Source organism: Micromonospora sp. NPDC051924 (assembly GCF_055586005.1).
Genome location: NZ_JBVJJA010000009.1, coordinates 135456 through 153240 on the forward strand (window position 1 = coordinate 135456; position 17785 = coordinate 153240).

Genomic DNA, 17785 nt, shown 5'->3' on the forward strand with positions numbered 1-17785 from the left:
CGCCGGCCGGGCCGCCGCCACGGGAGCGCACGGTGACGCGCGCGCTGCGAGTCCTGGCGGTGCCGCTCGCGCTGGTCGTCATGACCTCGCTGGCCGGCGTGGCGCTGGGCCGGGTGTACGCCGGCCCGCTGCTGACCCGCCTGATGGTCGGCGCGGCGGTCGGCTCGGTGCTGGTCAGCGTCGCCGCCCGGCGACTGCCGTCCTGGCTGGTCGCGCCCCTGTCGGTGGCCGGTCTGGCCGGCTGGACGGTGCTGTCGCTGAAGCTGGCCGCCGACCACGCCACGCTGCCCGGCGGCCTCGGCGCGGTGGCCGCGGACGCCGCCCGCAACGCCATCCCCCGGCTGCTCACCGCGATGATCCCGGTCGAGCCGGCACCGGACACCGTGCTGGTGCCGCTGGTCGCCGCCTGGTTGACCGGGCTGACCGCCGCCGAGGTGGCGCTGCGCACGCGCCGGATGCTGCTGAGCTACCTGCCGCCGGCGCTGCTGTACGCGGGCGCGCTCTACGTGGTCGGTCCCAACGCGGACCCGGCGATCTGGCCGACGGTGCTGTTCGCCGCGGTCGCCGCCGCCGGGCTCGCGGTGCCGTCCGGGCGGCCGGACCGGCCGGCGTCGGCCGACCCGGCGGCCGGACTGGCCCCGGCGGTCCGCACGGCGGTGCGGCTGCGCCTGCTCGCCGCCCGCGCGGCCGGGGTGGCGGTGGTGGTGGCCCTCGCCGCCCTGCTCGCCCCCGTCGTCGCCGGTCAGGTGGACGACCGCCCGGTCGACCCCCGCCGGTACGTCGAGCCGCCGCAGGTCGAGTCGCTGGACGAGAACCCGCTGATCCGGATCTCCGGCTGGGCGCTCAACCCCGACCAGCAGCTCCTGGAGGTGCGGACCGAGGCGGGCGGGACGCCGCCGGACGCCCCCCGGATCCGGCTGGCCGTGCTCAGCGACTACGACGGGGTGACCTGGCGGGTCGGCGCCACCTACCGCAACGCCGGGCGGATCCTGCCCGCCACCGAACCCGCGCCGGGGGTCAGCACCGACACGGTCCGCCAGCAGATCACCGTGGCCGACCTGACCGGGCGGCTGCTGCCCGCCGTGCCGACCCCGCGCGAGGTGTCCGGAGCCCGGGTGGCGTACGACCCGGCGACCGGGACGCTGATCCGGCCCGAAGGGCTGGCCCCGGGACTGCGGTACACGGTCACCTCCGTGCGGGAGCAGCCCGACACGAATCTGCTCGCCACGGCGAACGTGCCGGCCGGTGACGCGGTCGCCCGGGTGCTGCGGGTGGCCGACGGGGTGCCCGAGCAGCTGCGCCGGCTGGCCGCCCAGCTCGCCGAGGAGAACGGCGCGCCGTACGCCCGGGCCACCGCGATCCAGGAGTTCCTCGCCGAGCACTACCGGGTGACCGCGGACGCGCCGAGCGGGCACGCGTACCCGAACCTGGCGTTCTTCCTCTTCGGACCGCGCAACGGCGGCGGGCAGCGGGGCACGTCGGAGCAGTTCGCGGCGGCGTTCGCGGTGCTGGGCCGGCTGGCCGGGCTGCCCACGCGGGTGGTGGTGGGCTTCGAGCCCAAGGGTGACGGCCCGGTCCGGGCCGCGGACGCGTTCGCCTGGCCGGAGGTGCTCTTCGACGGCCTCGGCTGGGTCCCGTTCGACCCGATGCCCCGGCCGAACGAGGAGCCCCGCCCGGTGGAGGAGGACTTCCGCCCGCAGCCGGACAACCCGCCCCCGTCGGAGGTGCCGGAGCCGACCATGGAGCCCAGCGCGACGCCCCCCGCGGCGGCCGCACCCGCACCGCACGTGCGACGCGGGCTCGGTACGCCGGTGCTGGTCGGCGGCGGCGTCGGCGGCCTGGTGCTGCTGGTCGGTCTGGCGCTGCTGACGTTGATGCTGCTGCGCCGCAACCTGACCCGGGCGCGGCTGGAACGGGGTGACCCCGGCGGGCGGATCGCCGGCGCCTGGCGGGAGCTGACCGACGCGCTGCGGCTGTCCGGCCACCCGGCCGGCGACGACCTGGCCGCGGCCGAGGTGGCCGCCCAGGCGCGCCGTACCCTGGCCGACGCCCGTGCCGCGCTGGCCCCGGGGAGCGGAGCGGAAACCGAGGCCGGGGTCCCGGGCGGCGAGGTCGGCGAGCTGGCCGCGCTGCTCAACCAGGTCGGGTTCGCCCCGGGCACCGCGACGCCGGCGCAGGCGGACCGGGCGGCGGCGCTGGCCACCGGGTACGCCGCCGCGCTGCGCGCCGCGCGCCCGCGGTGGCGGCGGCTGCTGTGGACGGTGCACCCGGGGCCGCTGCGCTGGCGCCGCTGACGGCTTGCGGGCCGCGCCTATCGTCGGGGCATGCCCGCACCCGTCTGGGCGGTCGTCGCCACCCTCACCGTCGCGCTCCTGGTCACCGCCGGCTGGCGGTGGCACACGCATACCCGCTCGGGTCGCGAGCTGACCCGGGAGGAGAAGCTTGCCGCGGCCCGGCAGGCGACACGTGGGCTCCGCAAGGACGCCCGCCGTGCCGGCCCCGGCCTGTCCGGTACCGACAGCGCCCACCCGGGCGAGAACTGGTCCACCTTTGCCGGCGGGCCACCGGGCGACGCCAACTGAACTGGGACCCGGGTAGCAGGGGCGTCAGGGACCAACGCTGCCGGATGGTTTGTCCGCCAGGCGTCCTGGTCGCCTTGCTGGGGATCGTCGCCGCGATCCCCCGCCGGCGCAGTTGGGCCCGGTTCCTTCGACGTGCACGCCCTGTCGGCCAGGACCCGGTCCGGACGGGTTCCCGGCCGACCGGTGGTCACCCGAGGGACGCGGATGGCGGCCAGGACCGGGAGCGCTGGTCGAGTCCACGGACACGTCCCAGGTGATCCGTCCGTGCATGTCGGCGAGGGCCTGCAGCACGGTGAGCACCTGCTGCCGGGTCCCGCTGCGCTGCCACCTGCGGAACGGGCCATACACCGCTGACCAGGACCTGTACTGCGGTGGCACGTCCCGCCACGGAGCGTGCTCGCCGGCCTGCTCGCTGCCGGAGCCGCCGCCCTGCTGATGCAGGAGCGTGAGGCGCGCGCAGAGCTGGCCGCTGCGCGCGATGCCGGGGAGGAGAGCAAGTGCCGCCATCGGCCATGACCGGCCGCCCGTCCAGCTTCTGGTCGGTACCGCTGCTGCGGTAGACGATGGTGTCGTTGCGGTTGCCCGGCTGCGGGTCGCCGACGGCGATGACCAATCGGGTGCTGGCGTCGATGGCTACCTGCAGGTTGGTGGAGTAGCGGTAGTTCTTGCTCAGGGCGGCCGCCGGAAACTGGGCCGGCTGCAGACCGGTGAACGGGAAGATCAGCTCCGGGCGGGCTGCGGACATCACCTACACCCAGGCATCCTCGATGATCGTCCTCATGGGACAACCACCGGGTTACGAGACGTCCCAAGGCAGCTTATGGGCCCCGGTCGGCTGATGTGGGGCTACAACTGTGGGTGCGTCGCCGTACTTTTGTGCCCTACGGCGACCAGGCCGACGGGGGCCCGAGTCGTCCTCACGTGGCGACTGGGCCAGCTAGTTAGGACGCGCACGTGCTTGACGTCTGGTTCGGGGGTTGACTAGACCAGCCCCGTTCCGAGGAGGAAAGGCACGTGCGCGTCCCTACGGCGGATGCAACCGCTTCTGAACCTGCCGGGTGCGGCTGAGGATCTTGGTCGCATTTGGGCCGGTTCCTTTGCGTCCGGCCCGACCTGCTGGTTCTAGTAGGCGGCCAGGCCGACGCGCCCGTTCGTCGGGGTGGTTCCGAGCGGCGTCAGAGAACCGTCGGACTCGACTCTGAAGCCCGCGATGAAGTTGCCGCCAGCGGCTGCCACGAGGGTGTACAGGAAGCGGCTGTTGTGGCTCAGTGCCGTGTCGGCGGGGGCGCCACCGGTGGTGGCCGCCACGCCGTTGAGCAGGGTAAGTGTTCCGTCTTGGCCAATCGCGAAGCTGGAGATGGTGCCGCTGCCGGTGTTCGTCACGAACCCGAAGCGGCCGTTCTTGGTCACCACCGCCCAGCACCCGGCGTTCTGGCCGGTCGGAACGTTCGGGCTGACCGTTGTGAGCGAGCTGTTCGGGTTGATGTGGTAGGACGCGGCACCGCTGGGGATCCCTGCGTCGGAGACGAACAGGGTGTCCCGCTTGGCGGGCGCGAACCCGAACGGGGTGGGCCCGGCGGAGGGATTCAGCACGCGCCCGGTCAGGGTACCGTCGCTCCTGACGATCCAGGTGTCGATCAGGTTGGTGCCCTTCTCGGTGACGACCAGTGTGTTTCCGTCGCGGCTGAAGCCGACCTGCGCCGGGTTGGTGGAGGGCCCGCTGAGCGGTCGTGTCGAGTTGGGGATCTGGGTCAGGTTCCCGTCGTTGCCGACGGTGAAGCCGGTGACGTTGTTCGGCACGCCGGCATTGAGCACGTAGAGCAGGCCGTGTCGATATGCCACGCTGATCGGCATCGTGCCGCCCGAGGGAGCGGTGTCGGCGAGCTGGAGGCCGCTCTTGCGGATCCGGAACGAGGAGACCGAGTTGCTTCCCGCGTTGACCGCGAACAGCCACTGGTGATTGTTGCTGACGATGACCGCGTTCTGCGATCCAAGCTCTCCACCGGTGCCGGCGCCGCCGGTCGGGAACGATCCAGCCGGTGAGAGCGAGCCGTCCGCGAAGCGCGTGTAGGCGAGTACGGCATTGCCCGCGGTGGCGTTCGTGAGCGTGTAGACCGCGCCCACGCCGCTGGGCGACGCGCTAGCGCTGGCGGGCGTGAAGATGGCTGCGGCGGCAGCCAGTACCCCTAGCGCGGCGACGATGCCGCGAGGCTTCCATCTGATCAAGATCGGCTTCCTTCCTATCTCGGTGGCACGTCTGTGGGGGTCCGTCTCGCCCACCGGGCCATGGCCTCACGGCGAGCCGGCTGATCGTCGAGAACGTCCAGTGCGAGACGCTTTCACCGTTCGGACCCACCGAACATGACGAACCGGGCATAAGTAGAAGAAGGGTACAGCGATCCTGCTAGTGGGGCGATGCGGACGCAGAACCTGGTAGGGGTGCCGGTGGCCTTTCAATGGCGGCGGTTCCTGTCGCCTGCAGGTGCCGCGTTCGACGCCTCCCCGCTGCTTCCTGAGTGGTCAAGCGAGTAGACGTACCGACCCGGCCCCGAACGTGTGGATCTCAGGCGAGGCGGGTGCCGACGGTCCGGTACGCAGGTCGCGAGCGTCGGCCGGCAGGTCGGGTGCCCCCGCTGGTGGGAGCCGGGTCGGTCGCACCAACGGCTCCGGCTGGGTGGCGGGGACTGTCAACACGCGCAGGGTTGCGGCCATCTGGTGGTACCTGGCCACGGTCTTTGCTCTGGGTTTCGCTGCCTTCTTACTGCCTGGGCCGCCCTTCCGTCGGGCTCGGCGAGCCGCCCAGCCGGCACGTCAGATTGCGACCGGGTGGCGCGGTTCGTAGAGACCGAGTTCGCCGCCACTGGGCAGTCGCAGCGCGGTTCGCAGCCCCCACCGCTCCTCGGTGACCGGGATCGTGAACTCGACGCCCTTCGCGACCAGATCGGCCATCGTCTCCGCGACGTCGTCGCACATGAGGAAGAGTTCGTGGGCCGGCTCGCCCTCGGTCGGGTGCATGGCAAGTTCGGCCGGCGGGAGCTTGAAAATGAGCCAGCCATGGCCGGCATCGACGTGGTGGTAGCCGAGCGTGTCCCGGAAGAAGGCGCGGTCCGCCTCTGGGTCGCGGCTGTAGATGATCACATGAGCACCATTGATCACTCACCGACCATAATGCTGAGATCCGACCTGGCAATGCCAATCTCGCTAGAAGCCGCCGCCGCCGCTCGCGCCGCCCCATCTAGCCGCTGCTGAAGGCCCGCCGCCGCAAGGAGGCCCGTTTCGCCGCCGATGCGAACCATCGCATTGCCAAGCAGATCGTGACCGAGGCCGAACGCGCCGGCCGCGGTGTCGCCCTCAAAACCTGGGCGGCATCCGCGACCGGGTACGGCTCCGACGGCCCCAGCGGGTCACACCGCATTCGTGGGCGTTTCGCCAGCTCGGCCAGTTCATCGCCGACAGGCGACACGGTCCGGGGTGGGGCTCGTCCATGTCGATCCGGCGTACACCTCGCAGGGCTGCTCCGCCTGCGGGCAGATCGCCAAGGCCAACCGTCCCAACCAATACACCTTCCGATGCAGCCAGCAGCACCGAGCACGACCTGCAAGCTCGGTCCCGTCAAGGCCGAGAAGCTGACCTGACACCGGACGGTGGACAGGTGGCCAGGTCCGGGGCAGTTCCGGCCCCTCGTATGAACTACTTGTGCTGGGCGATCTGGATCAGGTTGCCGCAGGTGTCGTCGAACACCGCGGTGACGACCGGGCCCATGTCGGCAGGCTCCTGGGTGAACAGCACGCCGAGCTGCCGCAGCCGGCTGTGCTCGGCGGCGACGTCGTCCACGGCGAACGACGTGAACGGGATGCCGTCGCCCATCAGGGCCTCCTTGAACGCCTTCGCGGCCGGGTGCGCGTCGGGCTCCAGCAGGAGTTCGACCCCGTCCGGCTGCTCGGGTGAGACGACGGTCAGCCACCGGTGTTCACCCATCGGCACGTCGTTCTTCGTCACGAAGCCCAGGACCTCGGTGTAGAAGCGCAGCGCCTTGGCCTGGTCATCGACCAGGACGCTGGTCAGGTTGATCTTCACGTCGGGTCTCCTGTCGGTGGTTGGGGCCGGAGCCATCGCTCGGCGATGGACTGCAACGGCCGGGTGTCCAGGTGGTGGAACTTGTAGCGGCCCTGCCGGCGCGTGGCGACCAGGCCGGCGGCCTCCAGCACGTCGAGGTGCTGGGAGATCGCCTGACGCGACGACGTGAGCTGGTGCTTGGTGGCCAGCCGGGCACAGATCTCGAACAGGGTCTGGCCGTCCCGGTCGGTCAGCTCGTCGAGGATCTTCCGGCGCGTGGGGTCCGCCAGAGCCTGGTAGACGTCCATGCGGACGACTATAGGCAAGTAACGGCTTGCCTGTCGAGGCGGACACCGGCCCGTATCCCGGCCGGCCGACGGTAACCGCCTCGGCCCGTTGCCGGCCGCATTCAGGCCGTCCGGTTCGGACGTGGGCTCAGGCGGGTGACCCGTCCGCCATGATGCGGGCCAGGGTGCGTCGACCCATCCGGCTCATGGCCGGGTTGCTCTCGACGTAGTACCAGACGGCGCCCATCGCCTGCTGGAAGGCCCACGCCTTGCCGCGTTCCCATTCGAGGTCGTCACAGCCGAGGTCCGCGCGGAGCGCCCGTCGCGGCCCCGCCTCGAGCAGATGCCAGGCACCGACGAGATCCAGGGCAGGGTCGGCCGGCCCGAGCCCCCCGGCGTCGAGAATCCCGGCCAGGCGCCCGCCGGACACCAGCACGTTGCCGGGGATGAGGTCGCCGTGGTTCATCACGTCCTCGGCGTCGCGCGGCAGGTTCCGCATGACCGCCCACGTCCGACGCAGGCGCGGTACGTCCAGGAGCCCTTCGCTGTTCCCGAAACAGGTCTCCATCCACCCGTCGTGGGTGCGGAGGTCGCCGCCGCGCCCCTGACCGCTGAACGTCCGACCGCGCGTGTCGATGGCGCGTACCTCGGTGATGAACTCGGCCAGGTCGTGCGCGAACGTGACCGACTCGGCCGGGTCGTCGTCGGTCGCCACCACGCCCGGCAGCCAGGTTTGCACCGACCACGGCAGGGGGTAGCCGGCCCCGGGTTCCCCGAGGGCGACCGGCTCGGGCGTCGGGAAGCGGATACCGCCGGCCAGCTCACGGGCTGCTTCCGCCTCCCCCTCCAGCCAGCGCCGCGCCGACTCGACCTCGCGGGGCTGCAGGGGAAACCGAGCCGCGAACCGGTCGCCGATGCGGAAGACGGCGTTGACCGTCCCGTCCGACGCAACGCGTCTGACGGGCAGGCCCCGCCACTCGGGGAACTGGTCGTCCACCAACGCCCGCACCGTCTCGACCGGCACGGCCAGCTGGTCAGCATGCATCTGCACGCCGGCAGCATCCCGCACCATGATCTTCGGCGGCAACCGAGATCAGTCGGCCCCGGCAGCCCGCGGCGGACGCCTCAGCCGGCGGCGCGCAGCTTGCGGACCAGCTTGCGCAGGCCGGCCTGCCAGCCGTCCGGATCCTCGGCCCGGCGGCGGGCGTACGTGGCGACCTCCGGGTGCGGCAGGATGAGGAACCGCTCCTCGGCCAGCCCGGCGATGGTGGCGTCGGCGACCTGGTCGGGGGTGAGCACGGCACCGGAGGCCGCGATCACCCGGGCGCCCAGGTGCCCGGCGGCGAGCCCGTCGGCCAGCATCGGGGTGTCCACACCCTGCGGGCAGAGCGCGCTGACCCGGATGCCCGCGTCCCGGTAGGTGATGGCGAGCCACTCGGCGAAGCCGACCGCCGCGTGCTTGGTGGCGGTGTACGGGGCGTCGCCGACCGCGGTCAGCACGCCGGCCGCCGAGCAGGTGAACAGCAGGTAGCCCTGGCCGCGCCGCAGCATCGCGGGCAGCGCCGCCCGGGCGGTGTGCACGTGGGCCAGCACGTTGACCTGCCAGGCCCGCTCCCAGTCGGCGTCGGGGGCGTCCACTCCCCCGCCGGTGGCCACGCCGGCGTTGGCGCAGAACAGGTCGATCCGCCCGTACCGCCGCTCGGTCTCGTCGACCAGCGCGCGGACCTGCGCCGCGTCGGTGACGTCCAGCCCGACGGCGTGCGCGACCGGCCCGATCTGCTCGGCCACCGCCCGGGCGGCGTCGGCGTCCAGGTCGGCCAGGACGACCACGGCGGCGCCCTCGGCGGCGAACCGGCGGGCGAGCGCCGACCCGATGCCGCCCGCCCCGCCGGTGATCACGGCCACCCGGTCGGTCAAATTCATCTCAGTTCCCCTTCCCGCTGCCAGGCCCGAGCCGGGGGATCAGCGCGGCCAGCGCGGCGGCGCCACCGCCGGCCAGCTCCGGGGTGGGCAGCAGCGCCAGCACGGGTACGTCCACCCCGGCGTCGGCGTACCGGCGGACCTGGGCGGCGCACCGCTCGGGTGAGCCGTGCAGCACCAGCGCGTCGACGACCTCGTCCGGTACGGCCGCCGAGGCGCCCCGCCGGTCGCCGGCCGCCCACGCCTCCCACATCGGGCCGAGCAGCTTGTCCCGGCCCAGCCAGCGGTGGAAGGCCGCGTACGCGGGCACGGTGAGGTAGCCGGTGATCAGCCGGCGGCCCAGCGCCCGGGCGTACGCGGCGTCCTCGGTGGGGCAGACGAAGATCCGGGCGGCGACCTCGAAGCCGGGGCGGCGCTCACCCAGCTCGGCAAGGGCGGTGGGCACGTCGTCGGCGGAGAGCCAGTTGAGGATCACGCCGTCGGCCTCGGCGGCGGCGAGCCGCAGCATCCCCGGGCGCAGCGCGGCCAGCAGCACCGGCGGGGGCACGGCCGGCGGGCGTTCCAGGGTGAACCGGCGGACGGTGAAGGTGTCGTACACCTCGTCGACGGTCTCCCCGCGCAGCGCGGCGCGCAGGAAGCGCAGCACGTCCCGGGTGCGCTTGAACGGCTCGTCGAAGCGGACCGCGTTCCAGTCCCGCACCAGCACCGGCGAGGAGGCGCCGATGCCGAGCGCGAAGCGGCCCGGGGCGGCCTCGGCGAGCGCGGCGGCGCTCATCGCGAGCAGTCCGGGCCCCCGGGTGAAGACCGGGGTGATCGCGGTGCCGAGGCGCAGCCGGGGCTGCCAGGCCGCGGCGAGCGCCAGCGGGGTGAACGCGTCGGTGCCGGCCACCTCCGAGGACCAGACGTCGGTGAAGCCGGCCCGATCGAGGGCCGCGTAGACGGCGGCGTGGTCGGCGAGCGGGATGCCGCTGAGCGGCACCGTCATGCCCCATCGATTCGTCACCGGTCGATCGTGCCCGCTCGCCGTCGCCCGGAGCAAGATCCGGGATCGCACCCGACCGAGTCGATACGAGCGATAAACACCGCTCCATCCGGAAATAGTGCTACCACTGCCAGATGAGCCGGAGCGACGGGGGGAGGCCAGCGTGACCGCCGCCGAGCCGCCAGGGCTGCTCCCGGTGGAGGAAGCCGCGAAGCGGGCGACGTTCCTGGAGCTCTTCTTCGACCTGGTGTTCGTCTTCGCGCTCACCCGGATCGGTGCCCGCGCCTTCGAGGACCTGGCGGTGGAGGCGGGACACGGCGGGGTGTGGAAGGCGGTCACCGGCGGCGGCAAGACCCTGCTGCTGGGGCTCGCGCTCTGGGCGATCTGGCAGGCCATCGCGTGGACGACCAGCCGGTACGACCCGTACCACCTCTGGATCCAGGCGATCGTGATCACCGCGCTGGTGTGCAGCATGGTGATGGGGGTGGCGATCCCGCGGGCGTTCAGCACGAGCGGGCTCGCGTTCGCCGTCGCCTACGTGGTGGCGCAGCTGAGCCGGCCGGCGATCCTGCTGATGGCGTTGGGCCCGCACCCGTACCGCCGGCTGAAGGTGCGCATGCTGATCACGCTGGGGTTCGCCAGCGTGCTCTGGCTGATCGGGGCGTTCCTGCCCACCAACCCGCGGGTGGTGCTCTGGACCATCGCCCTCGCCGTGGAGTACCTGGCGACGCGGACCGGCTGGCCGGTGCCCGGGCTGGGCCGTTCCACCATCTCCCGTTGGGACATCGCCGGGGAACACCTGGCCGAGCGGTACCAGCAGTTCTTCCTCGTCGCGCTCGGCGAGACGATCCTCGTCGCGGGCCTGGCCTACAGCGGGCATCGGATCGACCTGCCCCGGACCGCCGCCTTCGCCCTGGCGATCTTCACGTCGGTGCTGCTGTGGCGGATCTACGTGCAGCGGGCCGGGCAGATCCTGGCCGAGGCGGTGACCCGGGCCGCCCACCCCGCCAGCATCGGCCGCTCGGCCGCCGACAGTCACCTGGTGATGGTGATCGGGGTGGTCTCCACCGCGATCGGCTACGAGCTGGTCGCCGACCATCCGACCGGACACAGCCACGTCGCGTGGGCCGCGATGACCCTCGGCGGCCCGGCGATCTTCCTGGCCGGTCGGGCCCGCTTCGAATACGAGGTCTTCGGCCGGGTGTCGCCGTCGCGCTGGATCGCCATGCTGGTCCTGCTGGCGTCGATGCCGCTGCTGGTGCACGTGGCGTCGCTGGCCTCGGCAGCGACGGCCGTCGTGGTGCTGCTGGCAGTGGCGGTCGCCGACACCCGGCGGGCCCGCGGCCGCCCGCCCGAGGAGGCCGCCCCGCCGTTCTGACGGACCCCGCCACCCGGGTCCCGGCGCTAGGATCCGCCGGTGACCTTCTCGATCGTCGCCCGGTCCGCCGACGGCCGCCTGCACGGCGTCGCCGTCGCCAGCAAGTTCCTCGCCGCCGGCGCGCTGGTCCCGGCCGCCGAGGCCGAGGTCGGCGCGGTGGCCACCCAGGCGCACGTCAACCTGGCCTACCGCGCGCAGGGGCTGGCGCTGCTGCGCAGCGACGTGGCCGCGGCGGACGTGGTGGCCGGCCTCGTCGCCGCCGACCCCGGCCGCGACGACCGGCAGGTCGGCGTCGTCGGAACGACCGGCGACGGGGCCACCTGGACCGGCCCGCGCTGCCACCCCTGGGCCGGCGGCCAGGCCGGCGACGGCTGGGCCGCGCAGGGCAACATCCTCGCCGGCCCGCACGTCATCGACGCGGTCCGGGACGCCTGGCTCGGCGGCGCCGAACTGCCGTTCCCGCAGCGGCTGCTGGCCGCGCTGCACGCCGGCGACCGGGCCGGCGGCGACCGCCGGGGCCGGCAGAGCGCCGGCCTGCTGGTGGTGCAGCGGCGCGGCGGCTACGCCGGCACCGGCGACGAGCTGGTCGACCTGCGGGTCGACGACCACCCCGACCCGGTCACCGAGCTGTGCCGCCTGCTCGACATCCACACCATGCTCTTCGGCAAGCCCGACCCGGCCACCCTGCGGGACCTCACCGGGCCGCTGGCCGAGGAGGTCGCCACGCTGCTGGCCACCGCCGGGCACCCGGTTGGCGCGGCCGCCCTGGACGAGGCGCTCGCCTCCTGGGCCGGGGTGGAGAACCTGGAGGAGCGGATCGTCCCCGGCCGCATCGACCCGATCGTCCTGGACCACCTGCGTCGCACCGCCGGCTGACCCCGCTCAGCCGCCGAAGGAGAGCCACCGGAAGCCGGACTCCGCGAGCACCGCCCGCTCGCGGTCGGTGAGCGCGGACCGGCCGGTGGCCTTGCGGACCAGCGTCACCGCGTCCCAGCCGAGCCCGACAGGCGCCGGCTGGCCGCCGACCAGCAGGTCCGCCACCGCCTGCGCCGCCGTCGGGGTCAGCCACGGCCGCCGGTCCAGCGCGTCGGCCAGGTCCAGGCCGTGCACCCCGACCTCCACCACCCGGGTACGCAGGAACTCCGTCACTGTCATCGCGTCACCGTGCCGGGTGCGGACCAGCCGACCCGGCGGCTGTGCGGCGACGGCCGCGTCGGCGGCCCGCCAGGCCTGCGCGAAACCCTCCGCCACCTCGGGTGCGCCGTCCGGCGCGCGCGCCTCCCGCCGGGCGCTGTCGATCCGGTCCCGGTCCACCTCCGGGGTGAACTTGGCCGTCCCGAAGTAGCCGGCGGCGTCCACCTCCGCCCGTTCCGGGGCCGGCGCGGCGAGCATGTCCACCAGCCGTCCGGCGCCCGTACGCACGTGCGCGAGCAGGTCGCGTACCGCCCACGGTGGGCAGGGCGTGGGCCGGTCCAGGTCGGCCTCGGTCAGGCCACGCAGCACCTCCTCCAGCCGCCCGCACTCGTCGCGGAACGCCGCGCGCACCGTGTCCATCCGCTCCCCCGTCCGGTCCGTCCCGTGCTGCCGGACCAGCCTGCCACCGCCGTTTCGCCGTCCACCGGCCGGGTACGCGCCGGTGGTCGAGGAGAGGAGGGGCCGCACGATGGCTGGCATCATGCTCCGCAGCACCGCGTTCAACGACCACGACATGCTCCCCGGGCGTTTCACCCGGGAGGGCGGGAACGTCTCACCACCCCTGCAGTGGTCCCAGGTACCCGACGCCACTGAGCTGGTCCTGATCGTCGAGGACCCGGACGGCGGGAAGGTTCCCTTCCTGCACTGGCTGGTAACCGGCATCTCGCCCCGGTCGGAGGGGGTCGCCGAGGGCGGCGTGCCGTTGGGGGGCCGGGAATGGCCCAACGACTTCGGTACCACCGGCTGGGCCGGCCCGCACCCGCCTCAGCACGAGGACCCGCACCGCTATTTCTTCCGGCTCTACGCGCTGGAGCGCCCGCTGGAGTTGCCGGAAACGCCGCACGTCACGGACGTGCACGACGCGCTCACCGACAAGGAGTTCGCCAGCGGCACGATGGTCGGCACGTACTACCGCTGATCAGCCCTTGTAGCGGGGCACCAGGCGGTGCACCACCGCGAGGACCAGCGCGGCCACCACGGCCATCGTCCCGACGATGCCGGCCGCGCTGCCCGCGTACCCGATGAAGAGCGGACGGCGGGTGAGCTCGTCCGCGGGGGTGCCGGAGCGGGCGGAGAGCCAGCCGAGGGCGAGCCCGGACGCGACGAGGGCGACCAGTCCGGCCAGGCCGAGCACCGTGGCGGCCGGCCGGTGCGCGTCCTCCGGCGACACCTCCGCCCGTTCCCGCTGGAAGAACAGGAGCACCAGGCCGCCCACGGCCGCCCAGCCGCCGACGATCAGATAGGCGGCCACGGCGTCGCTGGGCCGGTGCCAGCCGGCGGAGAGGGTGGCCACCCCGGCGGCGGCCGCGTAACCGGCGCCGAGGAACGCGCCGAGCACCCGCAGCTTCGCCGGCAGCACCAGGATCAGCGCCACCGCGACCGACGCGGCCACCGCGGTGTGCCCGCTGGGCAGACTGTTGCCGGCGGCCGCCCGTTCCGGGTCGATGCCGAAGTCGGGGCGGACCAGGTAGTGCTTGAGCAGTTGGGTGCTCGCGTTGGCGCCGGCGACCAGCAGGGTGGCGGTGACGGCGAGCGCCTTGCGGCCCCGGATCAGCGCGATGAAGCCGATCGCCGCGGTGGCGACCAGCAGGGACACCACCGACATGGCGTTGAGGATGCGATCCACCGGCCCGTCGATGCGGTCCTGCCCGATCCGGTTGCCGGTCAACGCGACCGTGTCGAGCCACTGACCGGTCCTGGTGTGCACGGCGAACCGCCACACCAGCAGCAACGCGGCCGCCTGGGCCAGGGCCAGCACGACCAACCAGACCGCGGTCCAACCGCGCGCCGTCTCACGCACCCGCACACGGTAACGGCCACGCCGGCTCGCCGCTCGTTGGGCCGCCGGGCGGTCCCGTAGGTTGAGGACGCAGCCGGAAGGGGGTCGCGGATGACCGGCATGCCGGAGCGGGAGCGGCCGGCCCGGGACCGGCCCGAGTCGCTGGCGGACCTGCTCGGTGGCCGGCGCGGGGCGGTCGACGCGACGGTGCCACCGGTGGCGTTCGCCGTCGGTTGGCTGGTCGCCGGCCTCGCGGGCGGGGTGGTCGCCGCGGTGGTGGCCGGGGCGGCGGTGGCCGGGTGGCGACTGCGCCCGGGGGGACCGGCCGCGCTCGGTGCTGACCGGGGGGCTGCGTCATCCGGTCGCGCCGTCCGATCCGGACACCACTGCGGGAACATGAAAAGAGAGGCCGCCACGGGGGGAGCGGCCTCTCTTGGTGACGTACGTTACTCCGTTCCCGGCCGTCGTGTGATCCCTGGGGGCGGGATTTTCGCGTGTTTTCGCGGCAAGTTCGACTCCGGACGGATCGGTGGGCCGGTCCGTCCGCTGCGTCGGCCGGACGGCCCCTGTGCCCGGCCGACCGCCGCCACGGGCGGGAGCCGCCCGCCCGTGGCGGAGTCGTCACCTCACCCCTGCGGGAAGTAGGTGCCGTAGTCGGCGTACGCCATCGCGACGTCCGCCTGCGCCCAGAACCGGTGGTAGTTGAAGACCGGCTCGGCGCCGCCGTTCAGGTACGCCTGCACCTTCGGCCAGTCCGGGTCGTTCTTGTAGAACGACCGGATGTCCAGGAAGCTCTTGCCGGCGGCGATGGCGTCGCCGTTCGGCATCTTCCCGGTCCAGCCGGCGGGGATGTAGAGGCCCTGGCCGTCGGTGGCGTTGTAGACGTCGTCGAAGCGCTTGTAGTCGCCCCGCTTCTCCGGCATCGAGACGCCCTTGGCGTCGGCGGCGGCGGAGAGCGCGTCCAGCAGGCCCTTGGCGGTGGTCTTCGCCGCGGCGTTGCCGGACTTGGCGGCGTACGCGATCAGGGTCCGGGCGTAGGCGGCGGCGACGCCGACGTCCTGGCCCTTCACCGTCACCTCGACGTGCAGGTTGGTGTTCGGCTGCGGGTTGGCCGGGTCCCAGTTGTTGGGCTGGCCGGTCCACTTCATGTCCGACGGGATCGACCAGTTGGTGCCCAGCGTGGTGTTGGCGATGGCCCATGGCACCCACTTGTCCAGCAGCGCCTTGGCCTTCGCGTTGCCGGTCTGCAGGTACAGCTCGGCGATCCGCTGCATCGACCAGGCCTGCATGCCGAACCACTGGTTGGACGGCGGGTCGTTGTAGACCGGGTCGACGTCGTAGAACATGCCGTAGAAGTTGGCGGTGCCGGCCGGCGGCTGGGCGTAGCTGCCGTCCCAGCTGTTGGTGGCGCCACCGGCGATGCCGCCCTCGGCGGACTGGAGCCAGGCGTAGAACTCCAGCTGCCGGTCGAAGCTCTTCTGCCAGTCGGAGACCGCGGTCGGCGACTGCGGCTTGAGTTCGGGGGTGTTGGTCAGCGCCCAGGCCGCGAAGGGGTTCTGGTAGCCGAAGTGGTTGTGGCTGGAGCCGATCCGCCAGGACCAGTTCTGCGAGGTGTCGTACGCGCCGCCCCAGGCGTAGTACCAGGAGAGCAGGTAGTGCGCCGAGTCGCGGCCGGTGCCGGCCGGGCAGGTGGAGGCGCCGACGCAGTTGCCGATCTTCTTGAAGTACTTGTCGAACATGGCATACCGCAGGTAGTCACCCATCTTTGCGGCCTTGGCCACGGTGGCCGCGACGTCGGCCGCCTTGCCCTGGGCCTTGGCCCAGGTCAGCGCCCAGTACGCGGCCTGCACGGCGCGGGCGTCGGCGTCCGGGGCGTTGGTGTACTTCCACTGCTTGGCCGGGGCGCTCGACTCCTTTACGAACAGGTCGAGGTAGCCGTACTGGCCGCCGTGCTTGAAGGTGTCGCAGGACGGCTGCGGCACGGTCTCCCACACCGACTCCTGGGTGCCCCGCTGGAAGGTGTTGATGTACGCGGGCCGGGTGGTGCCGTCGCCGCAGTGGCCGTAGCCGTAGGTGTTGTCGACGTCGAGCAGCCAGTGCATGCCGTAGATGTCGCCGGTGCCGTAGGTGGACTGCAGCTCCGAGCGGAGCGGGTCCTGGCCGACCGGGACGCTCGGTTGCAGCTGGGACGGGTACTGGCTGGGCTGGTTGTACTCGGCGGCGTACTGCGGGGTGCCCGGCGCGCCGGCCGTCGCCTGGTCCGAATGATTCGGAATAATATACTTTTCCATCACGGTCCAGGCGTTGTTGAACGGGCTCCAGTTCTGGGTGACGCGGCCGTACTGCGCCTCCAGCCAGAGCCAGAAGCTGAACGCCTCCGAGGTGGTCTCGTGGCCGTAGTCGGGGGCCTCGACGATCAGCGTCTCGACCGAGTGGTACGGCACGCCCTCCGGGCTGAAGTAGCGCGAGTTCTTGATCTTGCCGTACTGGTCGAGGAACTTCTTGAGGTACGCGTTGTTTCCGCCTGGAGCGTCGTTGTCGATCTCGGTGGCGGTCACCGTGAGGGGCGCGTATCCGGTCGCCGAGGCGGTGACGGTGGCGGTGCCGCCGACGGTGTCGGCGTCCTCCGCGGCCGCGACGACGGCGGTGACCCCGGTGCTCCAGTTGCTCGGCGTGAGGGTCAGCGTGGTCGGTGACACGGTGATGTCGCTGTCCCCGGTGACGGCGAGGGTCACCGGGACGTTGGCGGTCGGCGCGGCGGTGAGGGTGTACCGCACCGTGCCGGTGGCGCCCTCGTCGACACCCACCGCGGTCGGGGTGGCGACCAGTTGCGGGCCGGTCGCCGGGTTCACGGTGAAGGACTTCTCGGCGATCGCGGTGGCGTTGGCGTTGTCGTACGCCTTGGCCTGCACGGTGTAGCTGCCGGCGGGCAGCCCCAGCAGGTCGTACTGGTACGGGGCGGTGGTGTCGGTGTTGACCAGCAGGCCGTTGCGGTAGAACTCGACCTTGGTGACGGTGCCGTCCGGGTCGCTGGCGGTGGCGGTCAGCGGCACGTCCGCCGGCGCCTGGAACGGGCCGGCGGGGACCGCGAGGGACACGGTCGGCGGCTGGTTCGCGGGCGCGCCGTTGCAGGCCACGCCGTTGAGGGTGAACGCGGTCGGCTTCGGGTTGCTGCCGGTGAAGGCGCCGTTGAAGCCGATCGTGGTGGCGGCGCCGGTGGCCAGGCTGCCGTTCCACGACTCGTTGGTCGCGGTGACCTCGGTGCCGGACTGGCTCCACCTGGCCGACCAGCCCTGGGTCACCTGCTGGCTGGTGTTCGGGAAGGCGAACTTGAGGGACCAGTTGTTCAGGGCGTCGCCGAGGTTCTTGATGGTGACGGTGGCGGTGAACCCGTTGCTCCAGTCGCTGGTCACGTACTGGACGTCGCAGGCCGGGGCGGCCTGAGCGGCGCCGGCCGGCAGGGCCACCCCGCCGATGGCGAGGGCGGTGGCGGCGAACATCGCCGTGCGGCGACGTCTGGCCATGAGTCTCATGTGCGCGGTGTCTCCTCGGACCGGGCCGGGACCGCAGGCCCCGGCGGGGCGCCTCGCCCGCGTCGACGGGACG

The 17785-nt window shown here is 72.8% G+C and carries 16 protein-coding genes and 2 pseudogenes; 7 read left to right on the forward strand and 11 right to left on the reverse strand.

What is annotated here, in order from left to right:
• The first annotated feature begins 80 nt into the window (after positions 1-80).
• Positions 81-2294, forward strand: a complete 2214-nt coding sequence (locus tag ACZ6S5_RS10095) for a transglutaminase TgpA family protein (RefSeq protein ID WP_465999680.1) — start codon at positions 81-83, stop codon at positions 2292-2294.
• Between the two features lie 30 nt (positions 2295-2324).
• Positions 2325-2582, forward strand: coding sequence for a hypothetical protein (locus ACZ6S5_RS10100; RefSeq protein ID WP_465999641.1), 258 nt, complete (start codon positions 2325-2327; stop codon positions 2580-2582).
• A 499-nt stretch (positions 2583-3081) separates the two neighbouring features.
• Here the strand turns inward: ACZ6S5_RS10100 and ACZ6S5_RS10105 are convergent.
• The 3 genes and pseudogenes from ACZ6S5_RS10105 to ACZ6S5_RS10115 form a co-directional block, all read right to left on the reverse strand.
• A pseudogene (locus tag ACZ6S5_RS10105) lies at positions 3082-3261 on the reverse strand (IS5/IS1182 family transposase); the annotation flags it as partial.
• Between the two features lie 443 nt (positions 3262-3704).
• Entirely contained in the window at positions 3705-4808 is a 1104-nt protein-coding gene (locus ACZ6S5_RS10110; RefSeq protein ID WP_465999642.1) for a lactonase family protein, read from the reverse strand.
• A 585-nt stretch (positions 4809-5393) separates the two neighbouring features.
• Complete coding sequence (locus ACZ6S5_RS10115) at positions 5394-5738, reverse strand: VOC family protein (protein ID WP_465999643.1); 345 nt, start codon at positions 5736-5738, stop codon at positions 5394-5396.
• A 261-nt stretch (positions 5739-5999) separates the two neighbouring features.
• Here ACZ6S5_RS10115 and ACZ6S5_RS10120 point away from each other — a divergent pair, with 261 nt between their 5' ends.
• Complete coding sequence (locus ACZ6S5_RS10120) at positions 6000-6212, forward strand: zinc ribbon domain-containing protein (protein WP_465999644.1); 213 nt, start codon at positions 6000-6002, stop codon at positions 6210-6212.
• A 60-nt stretch (positions 6213-6272) separates the two neighbouring features.
• Here ACZ6S5_RS10120 and ACZ6S5_RS10125 read toward each other — a convergent pair whose 3' ends face one another.
• The 5 genes from ACZ6S5_RS10125 to ACZ6S5_RS10145 form a co-directional block, all read right to left on the reverse strand.
• A complete protein-coding gene (locus ACZ6S5_RS10125; RefSeq protein ID WP_465999645.1) occupies positions 6273-6659 on the reverse strand; it encodes a VOC family protein in 387 nt (128 codons plus the stop codon).
• Complete coding sequence (locus ACZ6S5_RS10130) at positions 6656-6946, reverse strand: ArsR/SmtB family transcription factor (protein WP_465999646.1); 291 nt, start codon at positions 6944-6946, stop codon at positions 6656-6658. Before ACZ6S5_RS10130 ends, ACZ6S5_RS10125 begins: the two co-directional genes overlap by 4 nt.
• Positions 6947-7073: 127 nt before the next feature.
• Positions 7074-7970 carry an aminoglycoside phosphotransferase family protein gene (locus ACZ6S5_RS10135; protein WP_465999681.1) on the reverse strand — a complete coding sequence of 299 codons (897 nt, stop codon included), beginning with the start codon at positions 7968-7970 and terminating at the stop codon, positions 7074-7076.
• Between the two features lie 80 nt (positions 7971-8050).
• Complete coding sequence (locus tag ACZ6S5_RS10140) at positions 8051-8848, reverse strand: SDR family oxidoreductase (protein ID WP_465999647.1); 798 nt, start codon at positions 8846-8848, stop codon at positions 8051-8053.
• 1 nt (position 8849) lies between these two features.
• Positions 8850-9830, reverse strand: a complete 981-nt coding sequence (locus ACZ6S5_RS10145) for an LLM class F420-dependent oxidoreductase (protein ID WP_465999682.1) — start codon at positions 9828-9830, stop codon at positions 8850-8852.
• 160 nt (positions 9831-9990) lie between these two features.
• On the opposite strand from ACZ6S5_RS10145, the gene ACZ6S5_RS10150 reads away from it, so the two are divergent.
• Together ACZ6S5_RS10150 and ACZ6S5_RS10155 are read left to right on the forward strand one after the other, a co-directional pair.
• Complete coding sequence (locus ACZ6S5_RS10150) at positions 9991-11205, forward strand: low temperature requirement protein A (protein ID WP_465999648.1); 1215 nt, start codon at positions 9991-9993, stop codon at positions 11203-11205.
• 39 nt (positions 11206-11244) lie between these two features.
• Positions 11245-12081 (forward strand): DUF1028 domain-containing protein, encoded by an 837-nt coding sequence (locus ACZ6S5_RS10155; protein WP_465999649.1) that lies wholly within the window; start codon positions 11245-11247, stop codon positions 12079-12081.
• Positions 12082-12087: 6 nt separating this feature from the next.
• Here the strand turns inward: ACZ6S5_RS10155 and ACZ6S5_RS10160 are convergent, their stop codons facing one another.
• Positions 12088-12759, reverse strand: a complete 672-nt coding sequence (locus ACZ6S5_RS10160) for a maleylpyruvate isomerase family mycothiol-dependent enzyme (protein WP_465999683.1) — start codon at positions 12757-12759, stop codon at positions 12088-12090.
• A 109-nt stretch (positions 12760-12868) separates the two neighbouring features.
• Between ACZ6S5_RS10160 and ACZ6S5_RS10165 the strand changes: the two genes are divergently transcribed.
• Positions 12869-13318 carry a YbhB/YbcL family Raf kinase inhibitor-like protein gene (locus ACZ6S5_RS10165; RefSeq protein WP_465999650.1) on the forward strand — a complete coding sequence of 150 codons (450 nt, stop codon included), beginning with the start codon at positions 12869-12871 and terminating at the stop codon, positions 13316-13318.
• Here the strand turns inward: ACZ6S5_RS10165 and ACZ6S5_RS10170 are convergent, their stop codons facing one another.
• Positions 13319-14206, reverse strand: coding sequence for a phosphatase PAP2 family protein (locus ACZ6S5_RS10170; protein WP_465999651.1), 888 nt, complete (start codon positions 14204-14206; stop codon positions 13319-13321).
• An 84-nt stretch (positions 14207-14290) separates the two neighbouring features.
• Between ACZ6S5_RS10170 and ACZ6S5_RS10175 the strand changes: the two are divergent.
• Positions 14291-14525: pseudogene (locus ACZ6S5_RS10175) on the forward strand (DUF3159 domain-containing protein); the annotation flags it as partial.
• A gap of 280 nt (positions 14526-14805) precedes the next feature.
• On the opposite strand, the gene ACZ6S5_RS10180 reads toward ACZ6S5_RS10175, so the two are convergent.
• Positions 14806-17703: a glycoside hydrolase family 48 protein gene (locus ACZ6S5_RS10180; RefSeq protein ID WP_465999684.1), complete on the reverse strand. Its 2898-nt coding sequence runs from the start codon at positions 17701-17703 to the stop codon at positions 14806-14808.
• Positions 17704-17785 lie beyond the last annotated feature (82 nt).